Genomic DNA, 18,304 nt, shown 5'->3' on the forward strand with positions numbered 1-18,304 from the left:
ACTACGAGCACAATTTAATACATTGTGTTTTTATTTGCCGATGTTTGCGGAATTTGTTGAATAGAATCCCAATGCTCGCATATTTTACCCTTTTCATCAAACCCAAAGAAATCCATTGTAATATACTCGTCATTGTCAGGCCAGATCTGGTGCGTGTGTAAGGCCACCAAATTACCTTCGGCTACACTTCTTACAAAGTTTATAGACTTGTCTGGGTATTCGTTCTGCATACGTTCAAAATAATCAATAAAACCTTTCGTACCACTAGCAACTGCAGGGTTATGTTGGATATACTCATCACCCACATACAATGCAACTGCTTTTTTCGGGTTACCCTCGAAAGCCATTTTGTAAAAAGAAATAGCATTTTGTTTATTCTGTTCTTGATTCATAACACCTTACTTGTTCTTTAAAGTACTGACTACAAATTTTCCATTTGTTCGTATATAAACTAGCACTTCTTGATTGTTTTTTACTGAAATTTTATGCGTTGAATTTTGTGCGGCGCCAAAATAGCTTCCTGCCTCTAAAGTATGTATATTCTTGTTATCTGAAACTTGATGCTCTAATGTTCCTTGAATAACAACTGCTCTAAAGTTAGGACTTAAATTTTGGATTTGGCCATTAAAACCAACGGGAAGTTTTAGCATACTTGCATTTAAATCTCCTTTGGCATGACTTCCCCATAAAAATGCAGTCTGCACATTACTTTTGTCTGTAACCCAAGTAATATCTGAAGCGTTTAGCCAGACAATATTCGATGAATCGACATTAACAGGACGTTCGCCATTATCGAAAGCTTCTTCGGTTGGTTTCACTAAATATGGTCCTTCTTGAATTTCTATATAAGCCATATTGTTGTTTGACAAAGCAGCCGTTATATGTGCCTCGCCTGCTGGCTGTTGCCAGAAAGAACCTGCTGGCAACCACATCTCTTCTGCATTTTCATCGTCATTGTGCAGCAATCCTGTTATTACAACTCCTCGATAGGTGACATTATGAATATGAGGAGGGGAAGAAAACCCCTTCTTAAATTTAACTAAAAAACCAGAAGCTAACGTATCTGTTCTATCACCCCAAAGTTTTCCAGCAGCAGGACTTTTATCACCACGCAAGGGGTTTAACCATCCCCACGCTACATCTTGTACCGTTACAACCTCATTCTTAGATAGTGAATTATCTATTTTAGAAGTTTGAGCACTTGCATAAAAACTGAATAATATTGCTAAATAAATTATAACTTTTTTCTTCATATTATTTACTATTAAAATCCTTCTAATACTATTTTCCCTTTTGCCTTTCCCGTTTCTAAAAAAGCGTGCGCTTTACGTAAGTTTTCAGCGTTAATAATTCCAAAATTATCACCTAGTGTGGTTTTAATCGTTCCGTTATCTATTAACTCTGAAGCCTTATTCAATATGTTATGTTGCTCAATCATATCTGCAGTTTGAAACATAGAACGCGTAAACATTAACTCAATGTGAATTGAAACTGCTTTGCTTTTAAAGGGCATTATGTTTATCGATTTAGGGTCGTCTATAAAACCAAATTTTCCTTGGGGTTTAATAAGTTTTACAATCTCATCTATATGATGTTCTGTTGCATTCAAGCTCACAACATAATCTGGCGCTGGCAAATTATTTTTGTCAAGCTCTTCACTAAGCTTATTTCGATGATTAATAACCCTATCTACTCCTAAATCTTGTAACCAAGTCGAAGTTTCCTTGCGAGAGGCCGTGCCTATTATTTTTAGATTCGTTAATTTTTTAACCAATTGTACCATAATAGATCCAACTCCACCAGCTGCGCCTATTATTAGAATAGATTTGTTGTTGTTACTTTTATTAACGTCTAGTCTATCGAATAACATTTCCCAAGCCGTGAGTGTTGTTAAAGGCAAGGCTGCCGCTTCAGCATACGACAAACTAGATGGCTTTTTACCTACAATACGCTCATCAACTATCTGATATTGCGCATAACTTCCTTGGCGTGTAAAATCTCCCGCGTAATACACCTCATCTCCCGCCTTAAAGAGTGTGACTTTATCACCAACATCCTTAACAATTCCGGTGGCGTCCCATCCTATTACTTTCCAATTGTCTCCATCAACTGGCATTCCAAGGCGTACTTTATAATCTGCTGGATTAACCGAAATGGCTTTTATCTCAACTAAAATATCCCTCCCCGTTGCCCTTGGTATTTCCAATTGTACATCTTGAAGGGACTTTGCATTTTCAATTGGCAAATTCTCTTTATACCCTATTGCATTCATCATAACTTTAGATTTTGATCGTTATATCACCGTAAAGATTTCACTTTCTGCTAATCTAGATTTTGGTGTCTTTTCAGTTGAATTAAAATCAGATTCAGCTCTATATCCTAAAGACACAGCAACCAGGGCTGTATATCCATTTTCTCTTAATTCAAATTCTTCATCTAATGCTTTTACGTCAATTCCTTCCATAGGCGTTGCATCAATTTGTAGACTTGCAACACCCAATAAAAAATTACCTATATTAAGGTATACTTGCTTTTCTAACCAATGCTGAAGGTCTTTTAACTCGTATTTATGGATACCCGAAAATGTTTTAGCAGCACCTAAAAATCCGTTCTTCACATCCTCATTTGGGAATCTTCCATCACTATCTTCAGTATCTGCAATATGTTTTATGTACGCTTCATTTGCATCAATTTTTGAACAAAACAACACTACTGCAGCGGCATTTGTTACTTTCGGTTCATTAAAACTGAAAAAACCTTGGGTTCCTTTCGCAATTCGCTCTTTTCCCTCTTTCGTTTCTGCAATGATAAAATGCCATGGTTGCAAGTTTACACTCGACGGACTCATTCTCAATAAATTTTTGATTTGAGCCATGTCTGCATCGGAGATGCTTTTTGTTGGGTCAAATTCTTTAGTAGTGTATCTCCAGTTTAGTGTTTCAGTTAAATTCATTTGATATATTTCTTTTATGTTGATTATAATTAATAATTGAAAAAATTACACGGTGTTAACTTAATACTATCAATTGTATAGTGCCAAAAGTATGTATAGTGATAAATCTTCACAATAACGGTCAAAAAGGATAGTATCCAAATTCTAAATCGAACGCTCCTATAAATCTGATTTACAATGTTTTATAACAATGTTAAATTTACTATAAAAAGTATAGTTGTATACCTTATGATAGTATAGTAACTTTGATATCATAACAAAGATTATATATGGAGATTCAGCATAAAAAAAGATTGATAAAATACAATGACAAAACGTTTTCGTGTACTACAAGTATTGCTATGGAATTAATAGGTGGTAAGTGGAAAAGTGTTATTTTAATCTATTTAGTGGGTGGAAAAAAACGCTATAATGAGCTTTACAAATTAATTTCTACCATTACAGAAAGAACGTTGAGCCTACAACTTAAACAATTGGAAAAAGACGGCCTTATTACCAGAAAGGTCTATACAAAAAAACCACCTTTAAAGGTAGAATATGCACTCACTCCGTTTGGAGAAAGTTTGGAGCCTGTATTAATTGCAATCGCAAATTGGGGGAAAATTGTAGCCGATAAGAAGGGTGAAACGATTGAGTGAAATAATACTTCTCAAGAATAGAGCGCAGTATTTGGGTTAAGATTTTTTCGACATATAAAACACTTAAGCACTTACAGACATCACATTACTGTCATCTGTATGATTGTTGTAGTGAAACAACATGGTTTTATAGAATCTAGCTTGTGTTTCTCCTTCTTCTAGGCAACCCTTAAGAGTTTCTTCTAGGTTACTGTACGAAACCCTAGCTGCAACCGCATCTCCGCAATCGTATAACCTATAATTATCTGTATTTCTAGGTTGTGAATTCCACAACAAAATTGTCTGTTGGTCGAAATCTATCGTAACGTCTATGGCTCCAAAATAAAATTTGAGAAGTGATTTTTGAAAGCCGTAGTAGTCTCTACTTAAATTTTCAGTAAACACACAACTTTTTGAGATTAGTTTTCTCATTTCGTCCTGAACTATTTGGTGCTGATTTGTCATAGCGTAATTTTTAATAATTACACCAAGATAACCTACCAATTGTGAAGATTTCGTTAAACGCCAGAATGTTGGCTTCGATTTAACGGTACTAGTGTCAGTATGTTAAGATTTTTAAGAATCCTTATTCGCTGGTTTCCAGACCTTCAGACTCCCATGCCGTGATACCCCCCTGTAAATCGTATACTTCTTTAAAGCCCATTTCAACTAGAATTTTAGCTGCTCGAGCGCTTCGCCCCCCTTTTTTGCAATAAACATAAACGGGCTTTTCTTTATCTAAGCCTTCAACTTTTTCTTTAAAGTCGTTCTCTGTTACACAAATATTCTGGGCATCTTTTAAGTGTGATACTCCATATTCTTCTGGTGTTCTAACATCCAATACTTGTAATCCTTGGTTCGACTTTTTGTAAACAGCATTATATACGTCCTGAGCGCTAACTTCTTGAACCTTTTCGGGAGTGTGCGTGCAGGAAACTAAACTAGCTAGTATAATACCTACGATGAGAATTTTATACTTCATACTAGTGCGTTTTATCTCCTGTCCATTCAGAAAAACCACCTAATAGATTGTAGGTGTTAGAAAAGCCCATTGATTCTAAAATCATACATGCCTGAGCACTGCGCCCGCCAGAACGACAATACACATAATAGTTCTTAGATTTATCTAGTTCTTGAGCACCTTGCATAAAAGTAGGCGCATTCTGAATATCTAAATGAGTGGCATGAGGAATCATTCCCTCTTCAATTTCATGAGGAGTACGAACGTCTATAACAACGGCGTTGTTATCTTCTTTGACTTTTTCTTGCCATTGCGTTTGCGTTAGGTCTTGCATAGAATAATTTTTAGTAAAAATAAAAAATCTGCTACAGTTAGGTACTATAGCAGACTCATTTATTAAACTAATGTTACAATTATGCCTTCTTTTGTTTTACTGAACAACCAATTGCTTTCGTTTCTTTTACTGAAATTTCCTTGCCTGCCAATAATTCGTTGATCGCATTAGCCAAGAAACGATCTTTTACAGCATCTCCATTTCGAACATTGTCATCTATAGCTCCAATATACTTCACTACGTTTCCTTTGTCTTCTTTATTAAGTAAATAAATGTGTGGTGTCTTTGTTGCTCCGTAGGTAGCATAGACACTGTTAGAAGAATCGTATAAATAAGGGAACGTAAATCCGGCTTCTTTCGCCTTTGCTTGCATTAACTCATAGGTATCGTCTGGCTGTACCTCTGGGTCGTTTGGATTAATAGCAATAACTGGATAACCTTTTGCCTTATATTCAGTGTCTAGCGCAACAATTCGTTCTTCACTAGCGACAGCAAATGGACACGTATTACAGGTAAAAATAACAATAAAACCTTTGGCATCTTTGTAATCACTTAATGATACCATCTTGCCGTCAACATCTTTTAGTTTGAAGTCTGCAGCAACATCTCCAATTCCATACCCCTTAGTCTTTACAGGAACCTCCTTGGTGTCTGCCAATGCAACTTCTTTAGTTGTCTCAACGTTCTCTACAGCTGTTGTAGACACTTTTTCTTGACAGCTAGCTAAAACTGCAATACAAAAAAGCGGTAATACGATTTTAAAAATTTGTGTTTTCATGATTCTATTTTATAAGATTAATTTAAGTTCTGTTTCTAATTCTGAATAGGTAAAAGACTGTTCGTAGAATTTATACTGATCTCCTTTTACTATAATGGTAGCTGGAATTGCTCCACTCCATTCCTTGCTAACCTTCGGAATCCAGCTATTAGCATCAGGGTCATCCAACAATACTACCTCACTTTTTAATTGGTGCTTTTCAATAAAAGGTAAAACCTGTTTCTCAATATTTTCTGGAAAATCTAGACTTACCAATACAACGCTAACATTTTTGTCCTTATAAGTAGCGTTAAGTTCTTCAAAATATGGTAGCTCTTTTACACACGGCTTACACCATGTAGCCCAAAAATTAAGCACATAAGTCATTTCTGTATCGGTTGCTTTCAAATATGTAGTTTCAAACTCCTTAAAATCTATAATCGGTAGTTTGTCTGAAAAATCCTTTTGGGAGGCATTTTCTACATCTATTGACGCAGCAACTATCTCTGTACTATCTATAGTCTCAACCTTTTTTGAATCAGCTTCTCCGCAGGATATAAGTAAAAGACAACTGATGAATGCAATTATAATTTTCATAATTTAAAAGTAATGTATACAGTGGTCCCTCACCTACGTAGCCATGTTAAATAAATGATAAAATAATGATCGTAATAAAAATATAATTATATTTGTATATACAAATGTTGTAAATACATTAATGAGAATAGAAGAAGAAATAAAAGCAACGGGGGTTATGGAGTTAGCCGCTAAAACGGTTATCAACATAGCATACACCAGCAGGTCTTTAGAAGAACCTTTTAAAACTTTTCTAAAAGAGTACGATCTGTCCACCCAACAGTTTAATGTGCTTCGAATTTTAAGAGGTCAACGTGGCAAACCTGCTAATCTCTCTACCTTACAAGAACGAATGATAGACAGAAATAGCAATACAACCCGTCTTGTAGATAAACTTCTAAAAAAAGGATGGGTCGTTCGACAAGTATGTGCTAATAATCGAAGAAAAATAGAAATTTTCATTACCGAAGACGGCCTGCAACTTTTAAAAACACTCGATCCAATTGTTACAGAGAAAAACAAAAGAAGTGTAAGCAATCTCACCAAAACAGAACTAGGAACCTTAAATACATTATTAGATAAACTAAGATCATAAACCTTAATAATAAATAAATAATCATGAAAACGCTAAAATTAACTGTATTAGTAGCAATAGTTGCACTAACCTCTGCATTTACAACACCCGTAAAAAAGAAAATAGACATTATAAAGAGTTCTATTGAATGGAAAGGAAAAAAGATTCTTGGTTCGCACACCGGGACCATTCAATTAAAAGAAGGATACCTTGAAATGGAAGGAGACAATCTTGTGGGTGGGATGTTTGTAGTAGACATGACCACAATTAATGTAACAGACCTAGAAGGAGAAAGCAAAGGCAAGTTGGAAGGACATCTTAAAAGTGCCGATTTCTTTGGTGTTGACAATTTTCCAACCGCAACACTTGTTATTAAAAATGCAACAAAAGACAGAAACACCTATGAAGTTATCGCAGATATTACCATAAAAGGTCAAACCGAAGCCATATCATTCGACTTAGAAATGGGTGAAAGCGCAGCACAAACCAGTTTTAAAATCGACCGAACTAAATTTGGCGTACGCTATGGTTCTGGAAGTTTCGCAGACAACTTAGGCGACAATGCTATTTCAGACAAATTTACAATTGATGTAATGCTGAAATTTTAAACAATTGTTGCTCGAAATTAAATTTTCATTTCTATATTTGAACCAAATTATGAATAACAACGTACATACATGGTGGTGGAAAAATTTACGTCAAACGTCGTGAACTAACCAGCGTATGTAATACTCATATAAAGGCTTATCATCACGATAAGCCTTTTTTTATGCTATATTTTAAGAAGAACAACTAATGCCGTATACAATAACAACATACTCAAAAAAGTTACTTGCCGACACCTTAACACCAGTGTCTGTATACCTCAGGCTACGGGACAAATTTCCCAACAGTCTGCTTTTAGAAAGTAGTGATTACCATGCTAACGACAACAGCTTCAGCTATATTTGTTGTAACCCAATCGCAACATTCCAGGTAGTTAATGAAGTAATAACACAAACATTTCCAGATGGCAGAACTATAGAAGCTTCTACCAAAAAACTAAACGTTGTAAGTGCTTTAGAAAATTTCAGTAGTAGTTTTAAGGCAACATCAGATACGCATTTTAAGTTCATTAATAATGGCATCTTTGGCTATACAGCGTATGACGCCGTACGCTATTTCGATAACATCCCAATTAACAAAACCAAAGCATCGCTAAACATTCCAGACCTGTATTATGCGGTGTATCAAAATATTATTGCCATTAATCACTTCAATAATGAAGCCTATATTTTTGCACATTGCCATGAAAACAGCTCAAACATTTCAGAAATTGAACTGTTATTAAAGTCGAAAGATTTTGCCGAATACCCATTTAAAAGAGCCGGAACACCCACAACCAACCTTAAAGACCAAGCATTTATAGACTTAGTTAAAACTTGTAAGGCGCACTGTGCTCGAGGCGATGTGTTTCAAATTGTGCCAAGCAAGCGCTTTTCGCAAACATTTACAGGAGATGAGTTTAACGTGTATAGAGCCTTAAGAAGTGTAAATCCTTCGCCCTATTTGTTTTATTTTGACTACGGAAAGTTTAAAATATTTGGTAGCTCACCAGAAGCACAGCTTGTGGTACAAGACAACATTGCAGAGATACATCCAATTGCGGGCACTTTTAAACGAACTGGAAACGATGAGCAAGATGCCATTTTAGCAAAGCAACTATCTGAAGACGACAAGGAAAATAGCGAACATGTGATGTTGGTAGATTTGGCTAGAAACGATTTAAGCAGACACGGAAGTAATGTAAAAGTTGAAACGTATCGCGAAGTCCAATATTTTTCACATGTGCTACATTTAGTCAGTAAGGTTACCGCAACAAAAAATGAAAAAACTAGTACCATGCAAGTGGTTGCAGATACATTTCCCGCGGGTACCCTAAGTGGGGCTCCTAAGCACAAAGCCATGCAACTTCTTGAAAAGTATGAAAATACAAACAGAGAATTTTATGGCGGCGCTATTGGTTTTATGGATTTTAATGGCAACTATAACCATGCTATCATTATTCGTTCTTTTGTAAGCAAAAATCATACGCTACACTACCAAGCAGGCGCTGGGGTAGTTTCAGAAAGTAATCCCGAAAAAGAATTACAAGAAGTATATAATAAATTAGGTGCTTTGACTAAAGCACTAGAACTCGCAGAAGAAATATAAAATGAAAATTGTAGTCATAGATAATTACGACAGCTTTGTGTATAATTTAGTACACTATTTAGAAGAATTTGAATGCGACGTAACTGTTTTTCGTAACGATCGGTTTTTAATTGAAGAACTAGCGAACTTCGACAAGATTCTCTTATCACCAGGCCCTGGTATTCCCGATGAAGCGGGGTTACTCAAAAAAGTAATAACTACCTATGCTGGCAAAAAGCCAATTCTTGGTGTTTGCCTTGGGCAACAAGCTATAGCAGAAGTCTTTGGTGGCACCATTATTAACTTAAGCAACGTATTTCATGGTGTTGCTACAAAAGCAAATCTAACTGTTAAAGACGAACCGCTTTTCAAAAATATTGAAACCCCTATAGAAATTGGAAGATACCATTCGTGGGTGGTTGCAACCAACAATTTTCCTGAGAGTCTCGAAATTACCTCCACAGATGAGAACGGACAAATAATGTCGCTTCGACATAGAGAATTAGACGTCAGAGGTGTTCAATTTCATCCTGAAAGTGTCCTAACTCCAAAAGGTAAACAAATGATTCAAAATTGGATTCATAGCTAAAAACCACCTAATCAACACAAAAATCGCTCAAGTCAGAGTCCCTTAAATTACGACAATTGAAAAAAATATTGAACAGACTTATTAATCACGAACAACTCACAAAACAAGAAGCGAGTACCGTTTTGGTTAATATAAGTGAAGGAAAATATAATAACAGTCAGATAGCCGCATTCTTAACGGTATTTATGATGCGAAGTGTTTCTATTGAAGAATTAGAAGGTTTTCGCGATGCACTGTTAGAATTATGTCTTGCCATTCCCTTTAATGACTACAACACAATAGACCTTTGCGGAACAGGAGGCGACGGAAAAAACACCTTTAACATCTCTACTTTAGCTTCTTTTGTAACGGCTGGGGCTGGTGTTCATGTAACAAAACACGGAAACTATGGAGTATCATCTATTAGTGGTAGTAGTAATGTTATGGAAAAGTTAGGAATTACGTTTAGCAGCAATGCCGATTTCCTGAAAAAATGCTTAGATGAGGCTGGAATCTGCATATTACATGCGCCCCTTTTTCACCCAGCTATGAAAAATGTGGCCCCTATACGCAGAGAGCTAGGTGTTAAAACCTTCTTTAATATGTTGGGCCCAATGGTAAATCCTGCATTTCCGAAAAATCAATTGGTGGGTGTATTTAACTTAGAGCTTGCAAGAAAGTATGGGTATTTATATCAAAAAGGTGTAAAAAACTATGCCATCATACATGCTATGGATGGTTATGATGAAATCGCGCTAACGGGGCCGGTTAAAATGATATCTAACCGCACAGAAACAATTCTTACTACAGAGACTTTTGGAGTAAGTAAAATAAAAGCGAACGAAATTTATGGAGGAGAAACAATAGAAGCCTCGGCTAAGATATTTCAGCAAATCTTAAACAATAAAGGTACCAAAGCACAAAATAATGTAGTTTGTGCAAATGCCGGACTTGCAATTTCTGTCGTTAATCAATGTAGCATTGAAGAAGGTTTTCAAAAAGCAAAAGAATCGTTAGCATCTGGAAAAGCAAACAATGCTCTCAAAAAACTTCAAGATCTAAGTAAAAAAGCAAAGTAGTGACCATACTAGAAAAAATAACCGCTTATAAAATAAAAGAAGTTTCAGCAAAACAAGAAGCTTTTCCAGTTGCATTGCTGCAAAAATCCAACTGGTATCAACGAGAAACAACGTCTCTAGCACGGGCTATAAAAACCTCTTCTACGGGTATCATAGCCGAGCATAAACGCCGTTCGCCTAGCAAACAAAATATAAATAACGCTGTACAAGTGCCAGATGTGGCAACTGGTTATGAAAATGCCGGAGTTAGTGGAATGTCTGTACTTACAGATACGACTTTTTTTGGCGGATCTATAGACGATCTAGCCATGGCACGAACAGCTGTTGCCATGCCTTTATTACGTAAAGAATTTATTATAGACCCTTACCAAATTCATGAGGCAAAGGCCTATGGAGCAGATGCCATTTTATTAATTGCTGCCTGTTTAACAGTACAACAACTCAAAGAGTTTTCGAGCTTGGCAAAATCGTTGCAACTGGATGTTCTATTAGAAGTTCATAATGACGAGGAGTTACGCAAGTCGTTATTACCAACCGTAGACATGTTAGGAGTAAACAATAGGAATCTTAAAACATTTAAAACCTCTTTAGACGCTAGCAAACAATTAGCGTCTGTAATACCTGACGATTTTGTAAAAATCTCAGAGAGTGGTATTAGTACTGTTTCGGCTATAAAAGAATTAAAAACCGTTGGCTATCAAGGTTTCCTAATTGGTGAAACCTTTATGAAAACAGAAAATCCAGGAAAAAGTGCCGCACAATTTTTAAATCAATTACAATGAAGGTGAAGGTGTGCGGTATGAAATATAACACCTCTGAAGTTGCACAACTTCAGCCAGACTATCTCGGCTTTATTTTTTATGAGCGTAGCCAGCGTAACTTTAGTGGCGACATTCCTGAACTACCTAAAAACATAAAAAAGGTAGGAGTTTTTGTAGATGCCTCCATAGACTTTGTTGTAGCAAAAGCAGTAACCTACAACTTAGATATAATTCAATTACACGGCGATGAGAGCCCTGCATATTGCAGTGAAATTAGAGCTACTTTATCACCCAAAAGCGAACTTTGGAAGGTGTTCTCGATAAAAAATACATTCGATTTTTCAAAATTACGACCGTATGAGGAAGTTGTTAACGCCTTCCTTTTCGACACAAAAGGGAAAGAAAAAGGAGGCAACGGGATCACTTTTAACTGGAGCATATTAAACAGATACCCCTCTTCTCTTCCCATCATTCTAAGTGGAGGAATTGGATTAGAGGAAATTTCAGCAGTAAAAAAAATAGCAAAAACCAAAGTACCCATAATGGCCGTAGATGTAAATAGCAAGTTTGAAACAAAACCTGGGCTAAAAGACATCGTACCACTCAAAAAATTCATGACCACATTAACATCTAAACTATAATGCTATGACGTACAACGTAAACGAAAAAGGATACTATGGCGAATTTGGAGGAGCATACATACCAGAGATGCTCTACCCTAACGTAGAAGCGTTACGTACTCGATACATCACAATAATGCAAGAAGCCTCGTTTCAAAAAGAGTTCTCAGAACTATTACGTGACTATGTAGGTAGACCAACCCCACTGTATTTCGCAAAGCGTTTGTCAGACAAGTACAACGCCAAAATTTATCTAAAAAGAGAAGATTTATGTCACACGGGTGCGCACAAGGTTAACAACACAATTGGGCAGATTTTAATGGCAAAAAAGTTAGGTAAATCGCGGATCATAGCCGAAACCGGTGCCGGGCAACACGGAGTAGCTACAGCAACCGTATGTGCGCTCATGGGGTTAGAATGTATTGTTTACATGGGTGAAATAGATATTGAACGACAAGCACCTAACGTTGCCAGAATGAAAATGCTAGGCGCTAATGTCGTTCCTGCAACAAGTGGAAGCAAAACGTTAAAGGATGCTACAAACGAGGCCATCCGAGATTGGATTAACAACCCAACCAACACTCATTATATTATCGGAAGTGTGGTGGGACCTCACCCCTATCCAGACATGGTGGCACGATTTCAAAGTGTGATTTCTCAAGAAATTTCGACACAGCTACTCGAAAAAGAACAAAGAAATGCGCCAGATTACGTTGTTGCTTGTGTGGGCGGAGGTAGTAACGCAGCAGGTGCTTATTATCACTATTTAGACAATCCTGATGTAAAAATTATTGCTGTAGAAGCGGCTGGTAAGGGCATTGCTACTGGAAAAAGCGCTGCAACTTCTGCACTGGGCAAAACGGGTATAATTCACGGTAGCAAAACACTATTAATGCAAACTCCCGACGGACAAATTACAGAACCATACAGTATTTCGGCAGGATTAGATTATCCAGGCGTAGGACCTATGCACGCACATCTTTTTACCAGCGGTCGGGGTGAATTTATTTCGGTCACAGACCATGATGCCATGCAGGCCGGCCTCTTGCTTAGCAAACTTGAGGGTATCATCCCCGCTATAGAAACCAGTCACGCTCTGGCTATTTTTGAAACAAAAAAGTTTAAAAAAGATGACGTCGTTGTAGTTAATTTAAGTGGTCGTGGCGACAAAGATTTAAACACCTATATCAATTATTTTAACTTTTAGGGCGAGCCCCTCTACGCGCTATAGGAAATCAACAACAGCTCCTTTTAGAATCGGGTCGGGCTATCGGCAGTCGCTTTTTTAAACATAAAACCATGAAACTAAAACACACAACAGTACTTTAAAAAGAGCTCCAACAAAGCCTCTATCCCTCTCGCAAAATAACATATCGCATGAATCGAATTCAGAAAAAATTACAAGAAGATAAAAAACTATTATCTATCTATTTTACCGCAGGATATCCTAACATCGAAGATACGGTGCCAATTCTAAAGAGTCTTGAATCAAGCGGCGTAGACATGGTAGAAATTGGCTTGCCTTTTAGTGATCCTTTGGCAGATGGCCCAACGATACAGGCTAGTTCTACCAAAGCCTTACAAAACAAGATGACTACCCAAAAACTATTTGAACAGTTAGAAGACATTAGAGAAACGGTAACTATACCGTTGCTAATCATGGGGTATTTTAACCCTATATATCAATATGGTGTTGAAGCCTTTTGTAAAAAGTGTAACGAAATTGGGATTGATGGCCTAATAATACCAGACCTTCCATTAGATCAATATCAAGAGCATTATCAATCAATTTTTGAAAGGTATGGGCTAAACAATATCTTCCTGATTACACCACAAACAACTGCCAACCGAATTAAGGAGATAGATGCAGCTAGCACAGGGTTTATTTATATGGTAAGTAGTGCTAGTACCACGGGTGGCACGGTAGGTTTTGGAAATGACCAAGATTCATATTTCGAACGTATTTCAGCTATGCAACTGTCTAATCCTACCATTGTAGGTTTTGGAATTAACAATGCAGAAACTTTTCAGCGCGCTACACGCACATCGCAAGGTGCAATTATAGGAAGTGCTTTTATTAAAATGCTCTCAACTAAAGGTGTAGACGGTATTCCTGGGTTTATAAAAAGTATTAGAGTATAATATATAGATATGCGTAATAAAGCGTAGCATTTAGTTAAACTATAAGCAAATAAAAACCCCTTCCAAATTTGGAAGGGGTTTTCTTTTGGTTGGTTAAAATAATCTAAAAAGACTATTCTTTTATCAAACGTTTTACAACGCTTGCATCCTCACCTTCAATCTGTACAATGTACACACCAGAAGCAAGGTTCGAGATATCTATAGTGATTTCTCCTTGCATGTCAGAAAGGTTTGTTGTGTTTACCAACTTACCGTTAACGTCATACATGGTTGCTTTCTCTAATAAGATATTTGAACTGTTAGCAATAGTAACCTGTCCTTGTGCAGGGTTCGGGTACATTGTGATTCCAGCATCTAGGTTGTTATCATTCACACCTAAGATACTCTCTACAGTAAGTTCAAAAGTACAGCTACCTACATTTCCGTATTCATCTGTAGACGAAAGCGTCACAGTGTATACACCGTCAGGAATCAAGCTACCAGGAGCAGGATCTTGAGCGAAGATAGTAAGTGGGTCTGTACAGTTGTCTACCGCAGTTGCTAATCCGTCACCGAAGTAATCTGGCACTTCGTATAATTGGTTGTTAGCACCTGGATCTACAGTCATATCTCCTGGACATGTAACTTCAGGTCCAAGAAGGTCTACTACAGTTACAAAAGCAGTACATGCTGCAGAGTTTAAACTTGGATCTGCTACAAATACAGTTACTTCAATTGGAGTTCCTATATCTGCACATGTAAAGTCATCGATGTTTACAGCTGCTGTATCGAAGCCACAAGCTTCAAAACTAGCTGCCATGTCAATCATGTCAAACGGATCAAGCATTGCTGTTCCATCTGCACCTAACTCTAATGTAAAGTCTTGACAAACTAAGATAGGAGCAGTATCATCAATTACGTTGATGGTTGCTGTACACATTGAAGTGTTTCCAGCAGCATCTGTAACTGTGATATCTAACGTAGAAATACCTACATCACTACAGTCTAAGTCGATCATTTCAACTGGTACTGGTGTTGTAGAATTTGCTAAGTAGTTAAGAGTACCATTCCAAATACGTGGTGTAAATGGAGCGCCATCAAATGGTGCGTTACTACCTGAACCTAAGCTTAACGTCATATGTGAATTAGAGTACATTAACATACCAGGAGAAGGATCTGTTCCTGTTCCTGAGTAAGAATGTCCATGAGTAGCATCCATTACAAGTGCAACACCGTATGTAGTACCTGCAGTTAATACAACTTGTGTATCTAATACAGCATTACTCGGAACGTTTAATGTTCCTGAAGCAGTACCTGAACCTGTCGCAGCAAGCGTCCACGCTCCAGCGTTACCTTCATTACCTACAGAAGTACCAACTAAGGTATACATCTCTACAGTAAAGGCACCACCTTCTTCAGTGTTTAAGTCTAGGTCTGTTAAGGTAACATCTCCACCAGCATCTACAGCAATGTCAAAGTATACAGCACCTCCATTAGAACCTCCATTATTACTATCAAATAATGTAGTAATAGAACCTGGAGCAATACCAGTAACATCTGTTGTAGCTGTTACCATACCACAGTTATCTGTTACTGTAGTTAATAGGTCGATTACATTTACAGTAGCCATACCGTTAGCATCTAATACGATGTCTGCTGGTGGTCCTGCAGCTGCAAGGTACTCATAGTTAAGTGTCCAAGAGTTAAGTGAACCTGTATCTAAACCAGCATTGTCGGTAATAAATAATGTCCAGTCACCTAACGTGCTCATTCCGTCAAAAACAGAAAGCGCTTCGTTTGGAATAAATGATCCATTGTACTCTGTAAGACATGGCTCTTCAATCATATCTACTGCTTCATCATCCATATCTACAAGGATATCATTTACAGTATTGTTACACCCAACAGTAGATGTTGGCACACCTGGTCTGTCAACAATTACAGAAGCTGTAGTACCATCTGGTGCTGTAAGTGTTACAATTAAATCTCCAATCCAAGAGTGGTTGATATCAAGATTTACATTAAGGTCTGTGATGTCAAAATCATCAGTCACCGTTAACGTACTTGTTAAACCTGCTGGATCGTTATCTGGAATAGGAGTATTCACTATTTCAGTAGCAGAACCTAGTGTAGGTGTTTCAGCACCCGCACATACTATTACCGGAGCTTCATCATCCGTTACAGTAACGTCCATAGTACAAGAAGCGCTGAAACCAGCAGCATCTGTATACGTCCAAGTTACTGTAGTTGTTCCTACTGGGTAGAAATCTGAAGCGTCATTCGTACCGTTGTAATCATTACTAAGTGTTCCATTTACAGAACCTTGAGCTACTGATAGTTGGAAACTAGCATCTAGACAGAAGTTATCTACGTCGTCATCTTGAAGCAAAGTAAAGGTAAGGTCTGGACCAAATGTTGTAACATAATTGTTCCAATCTGCTTCAGCAATTGTAAATGTTTCGGTGTAGAATGTAGTACAGTCTGCTCCTGTTGCAGGGGCATTCGAGTATACAATAGTAGCGCCGTCTGGGCCTTGTAATACAAATTCTTCAGTACTAAATGAGAAATCACCATCATACATAGCTGTAACGGTTACATCGCCACCAGTAGATACTACTGTACCCGTAAGTACTGTTGGTGTATCAATAAGACCTGATGGTCCATAATTGAATGGAGTTTCTGGCCCTGTCACAACAGGAGGAGGAGGTCCTGCAACTACAGGACAGTTATCCATAATTGTTGGTAATGGTACTGTAATATTTGCTCCACAAACACCAGCATCGTTTGTCTGCGTAATATCTGCAGGACATGTAATAGTTGGTGCTTCGTTATCTAACACTGTAACATCAAACGTACACATAGCGCTATTACCGTCACTATCGGTAACAGAAAGCGTTACGGTTGTTGTACCTACTGGGAATACATCGCCACTCTCAAAAGGAGTTGAAACAATATCGCCAGAAATATTTCCATCTTCGTCATCTATTGCCACTCCTAAGAAGTTAACTTGACCACCACAAACACCAGGATCACTATTTTCAGTGATATCTGCAGGGCAGAAAATTTCTGGTGGCATACCTACATTACATACTCCCGTTACTCCAATAACAGCTTCCCAACCGCTTTGTGTAACCGAGGTATCTGAATTAAAAGTAAAAGATAATGATCCACCAACAGCTGAGGTAAACGGCCCTAAAGTTGGTGCTCCAGTAGCGTCTGTAGCATCTGTACATGGTAGACTTGCACCACCATCACCATCATCTCCTGCATAGGTGGCGTTCATACCACCGGCGTCACCCACAACTGCCAAGGTATCCCAACAAGTAGTAGTTGTTGCCTCCACATCAAATGCAGTAAATGTAACAGAAACAGTTTCGCCTGGAAGTGCTTGTAGTTCCAGGGTTGATGATTCGTTTAACCCGTAATCACCTGCAGCTCCACCAGAATCTGTATAGATATCTCCGTCAACAAAGTCTGCACATGCCATTAATACTGCATCTTGCTGAGGAATCTCAACAGGTGCTACTACTGCTGTAACAGTAATATCTGCAGTCCATCCCGGATCTGTAACAGAGCCGTCGGAAAAAAACGAAAACGATAATGTTCCACCCTCACTCGATGTGAATGGCCCTAATGTTGGAGCCCCTGCAGCATCTGTAGCATCTGTGCACACAAGGCCTGCACCCGCGTCATCATCATCTCCAGAGTACGTGGCATCACCACCTCCTGTATCGCCAACTACCGTTAAATTATCAAAACAAGAAGAACCAGTACTTGCCTCAACTTCAAAAGCAGTGAAGGAAATTGTAATTATTTCTCCTGCACCTGCGACCAAATCTAGCGTAGAGGCCTCATTACTTGTGTAGTTGGCCAAACTACCGCCAGAGTCTGTGTAAATGTCTCCGTCAACAAAGTCAACTCCCGATGTAAGGGTAGCATTCGCTTGCGGAATTTCTGTCTGAGCTTGCGTGACCCACGTGCAACACGTGACCAGCAAAGCCATCAGCATAAAAGTAATTTTTTTCATAAAAAAAATTTTAAATTAATTAATTGATTACTATTTGTTAATATCGCGTTAAGATAAATAAAATTTATGTTAACGAAAGCATTGAATTAAAAAATTAGACGAAATGCACAAATTATTGTCAAAAGAACTATAAAAAATCGCTAAACACATATACAAACGAATAGTATTGCTTAAAACGAAAAAG

General features: G+C 37.7%; 20 protein-coding genes. 10 read left to right on the top strand and 10 right to left on the bottom strand.

What is annotated here, in order from left to right; translation table 11 throughout:
* Nucleotides 1–14: 14 nt before the first annotated feature.
* Genes G5B37_RS05965 through nfsB form a run of 4 tightly spaced genes read right to left on the bottom strand, consistent with a single transcriptional unit; the run spans nt 15 to nt 2,953 of the window.
* Entirely contained in the window at nt 15–392 is a 378-nt protein-coding gene (locus G5B37_RS05965) for a nuclear transport factor 2 family protein (protein ID WP_164679147.1), read from the bottom strand.
* 6 nt (nt 393–398) lie between these two features.
* Nucleotides 399–1,253, bottom strand: coding sequence for a DUF4437 domain-containing protein (locus G5B37_RS05970; RefSeq protein WP_164679148.1), 855 nt, complete (start codon nt 1,251–1,253; stop codon nt 399–401).
* Between the two features lie 11 nt (nt 1,254–1,264).
* Nucleotides 1,265–2,272 (bottom strand): zinc-binding alcohol dehydrogenase family protein, encoded by a 1,008-nt coding sequence (locus G5B37_RS05975; protein WP_164680892.1) that lies wholly within the window; start codon nt 2,270–2,272, stop codon nt 1,265–1,267.
* A 21-nt stretch (nt 2,273–2,293) separates the two neighbouring features.
* Nucleotides 2,294–2,953 (bottom strand): oxygen-insensitive NAD(P)H nitroreductase, encoded by a 660-nt coding sequence (gene nfsB, locus G5B37_RS05980; protein WP_164679149.1) that lies wholly within the window; start codon nt 2,951–2,953, stop codon nt 2,294–2,296.
* A 269-nt stretch (nt 2,954–3,222) separates the two neighbouring features.
* Here nfsB and G5B37_RS05985 point away from each other — a divergent pair, with 269 nt between their 5' ends.
* Nucleotides 3,223–3,591 (top strand): winged helix-turn-helix transcriptional regulator, encoded by a 369-nt coding sequence (locus tag G5B37_RS05985; RefSeq protein WP_318527368.1) that lies wholly within the window; start codon nt 3,223–3,225, stop codon nt 3,589–3,591.
* Nucleotides 3,592–3,654: 63 nt separating this feature from the next.
* Here the strand turns inward: G5B37_RS05985 and G5B37_RS05990 are convergent, their stop codons facing one another.
* The 5 genes from G5B37_RS05990 to G5B37_RS06010 form a co-directional block, all read right to left on the bottom strand.
* On the bottom strand, nt 3,655–4,035 hold the full coding sequence (locus G5B37_RS05990; protein ID WP_164679150.1) for a hypothetical protein: 381 nt from the start codon (nt 4,033–4,035) through the stop codon (nt 3,655–3,657).
* Nucleotides 4,036–4,156: 121 nt separating this feature from the next.
* On the bottom strand, nt 4,157–4,552 hold the full coding sequence (locus tag G5B37_RS05995) for a rhodanese-like domain-containing protein (RefSeq protein WP_164679151.1): 396 nt from the start codon (nt 4,550–4,552) through the stop codon (nt 4,157–4,159).
* A 1-nt stretch (nt 4,553) separates the two neighbouring features.
* Nucleotides 4,554–4,865, bottom strand: coding sequence for a rhodanese-like domain-containing protein (locus G5B37_RS06000; protein WP_164679152.1), 312 nt, complete (start codon nt 4,863–4,865; stop codon nt 4,554–4,556).
* Between the two features lie 79 nt (nt 4,866–4,944).
* Complete coding sequence (locus G5B37_RS06005) at nt 4,945–5,643, bottom strand: thioredoxin family protein (RefSeq protein WP_164679153.1); 699 nt, start codon at nt 5,641–5,643, stop codon at nt 4,945–4,947.
* A 9-nt stretch (nt 5,644–5,652) separates the two neighbouring features.
* A complete protein-coding gene (locus tag G5B37_RS06010) occupies nt 5,653–6,219 on the bottom strand; it encodes a TlpA disulfide reductase family protein (RefSeq protein WP_164679154.1) in 567 nt (188 codons plus the stop codon).
* Between the two features lie 121 nt (nt 6,220–6,340).
* Here G5B37_RS06010 and G5B37_RS06015 point away from each other — a divergent pair, with 121 nt between their 5' ends.
* The 9 genes from G5B37_RS06015 to trpA all read left to right on the top strand — a co-directional run bounded on the left by G5B37_RS06015 (nt 6,341) and on the right by trpA (nt 14,114).
* Nucleotides 6,341–6,793, top strand: a complete 453-nt coding sequence (locus tag G5B37_RS06015; RefSeq protein WP_164679155.1) for a MarR family winged helix-turn-helix transcriptional regulator — start codon at nt 6,341–6,343, stop codon at nt 6,791–6,793.
* 23 nt (nt 6,794–6,816) lie between these two features.
* On the top strand, nt 6,817–7,380 hold the full coding sequence (locus tag G5B37_RS06020; RefSeq protein ID WP_164679156.1) for a YceI family protein: 564 nt from the start codon (nt 6,817–6,819) through the stop codon (nt 7,378–7,380).
* Nucleotides 7,381–7,567: 187 nt separating this feature from the next.
* Nucleotides 7,568–8,965: an anthranilate synthase component I family protein gene (locus G5B37_RS06025; RefSeq protein ID WP_164679157.1), complete on the top strand. Its 1,398-nt coding sequence runs from the start codon at nt 7,568–7,570 to the stop codon at nt 8,963–8,965.
* A 1-nt stretch (nt 8,966) separates the two neighbouring features.
* A complete protein-coding gene (locus tag G5B37_RS06030; RefSeq protein WP_164679158.1) occupies nt 8,967–9,533 on the top strand; it encodes an anthranilate synthase component II in 567 nt (188 codons plus the stop codon).
* 56 nt (nt 9,534–9,589) lie between these two features.
* Nucleotides 9,590–10,591: an anthranilate phosphoribosyltransferase gene (trpD, locus tag G5B37_RS06035; RefSeq protein ID WP_164679159.1), complete on the top strand. Its 1,002-nt coding sequence runs from the start codon at nt 9,590–9,592 to the stop codon at nt 10,589–10,591.
* Nucleotides 10,591–11,373: an indole-3-glycerol phosphate synthase TrpC gene (gene trpC / locus G5B37_RS06040; protein ID WP_164679160.1), complete on the top strand. Its 783-nt coding sequence runs from the start codon at nt 10,591–10,593 to the stop codon at nt 11,371–11,373. The genes trpD and trpC overlap by 1 nt, the downstream gene beginning before the upstream one ends.
* 17 nt (nt 11,374–11,390) lie before the next feature.
* Nucleotides 11,391–11,993 carry a phosphoribosylanthranilate isomerase gene (locus G5B37_RS06045; RefSeq protein ID WP_164679161.1) on the top strand — a complete coding sequence of 201 codons (603 nt, stop codon included), beginning with the start codon at nt 11,391–11,393 and terminating at the stop codon, nt 11,991–11,993.
* Between the two features lie 4 nt (nt 11,994–11,997).
* The gene (gene trpB, locus G5B37_RS06050) at nt 11,998–13,179 is read left to right on the top strand and encodes a tryptophan synthase subunit beta (RefSeq protein ID WP_164679162.1); all 1,182 of its coding nucleotides are present in this window, start codon (nt 11,998–12,000) and stop codon (nt 13,177–13,179) included.
* 170 nt (nt 13,180–13,349) lie between these two features.
* Nucleotides 13,350–14,114 (top strand): tryptophan synthase subunit alpha, encoded by a 765-nt coding sequence (trpA, locus tag G5B37_RS06055; RefSeq protein WP_164679163.1) that lies wholly within the window; start codon nt 13,350–13,352, stop codon nt 14,112–14,114.
* 112 nt (nt 14,115–14,226) lie between these two features.
* On the opposite strand, the gene G5B37_RS06060 is transcribed toward trpA, so the two are convergent.
* On the bottom strand, nt 14,227–18,120 hold the full coding sequence (locus tag G5B37_RS06060) for an HYR domain-containing protein (protein WP_164679164.1): 3,894 nt from the start codon (nt 18,118–18,120) through the stop codon (nt 14,227–14,229).
* Between the last annotated feature and the right edge of the window lie 184 nt (nt 18,121–18,304).

Source organism: Rasiella rasia, from assembly GCF_011044175.1.
Taxonomy (GTDB): Bacteria; Bacteroidota; Bacteroidia; order Flavobacteriales; family Flavobacteriaceae; genus Marinirhabdus; species Marinirhabdus rasia.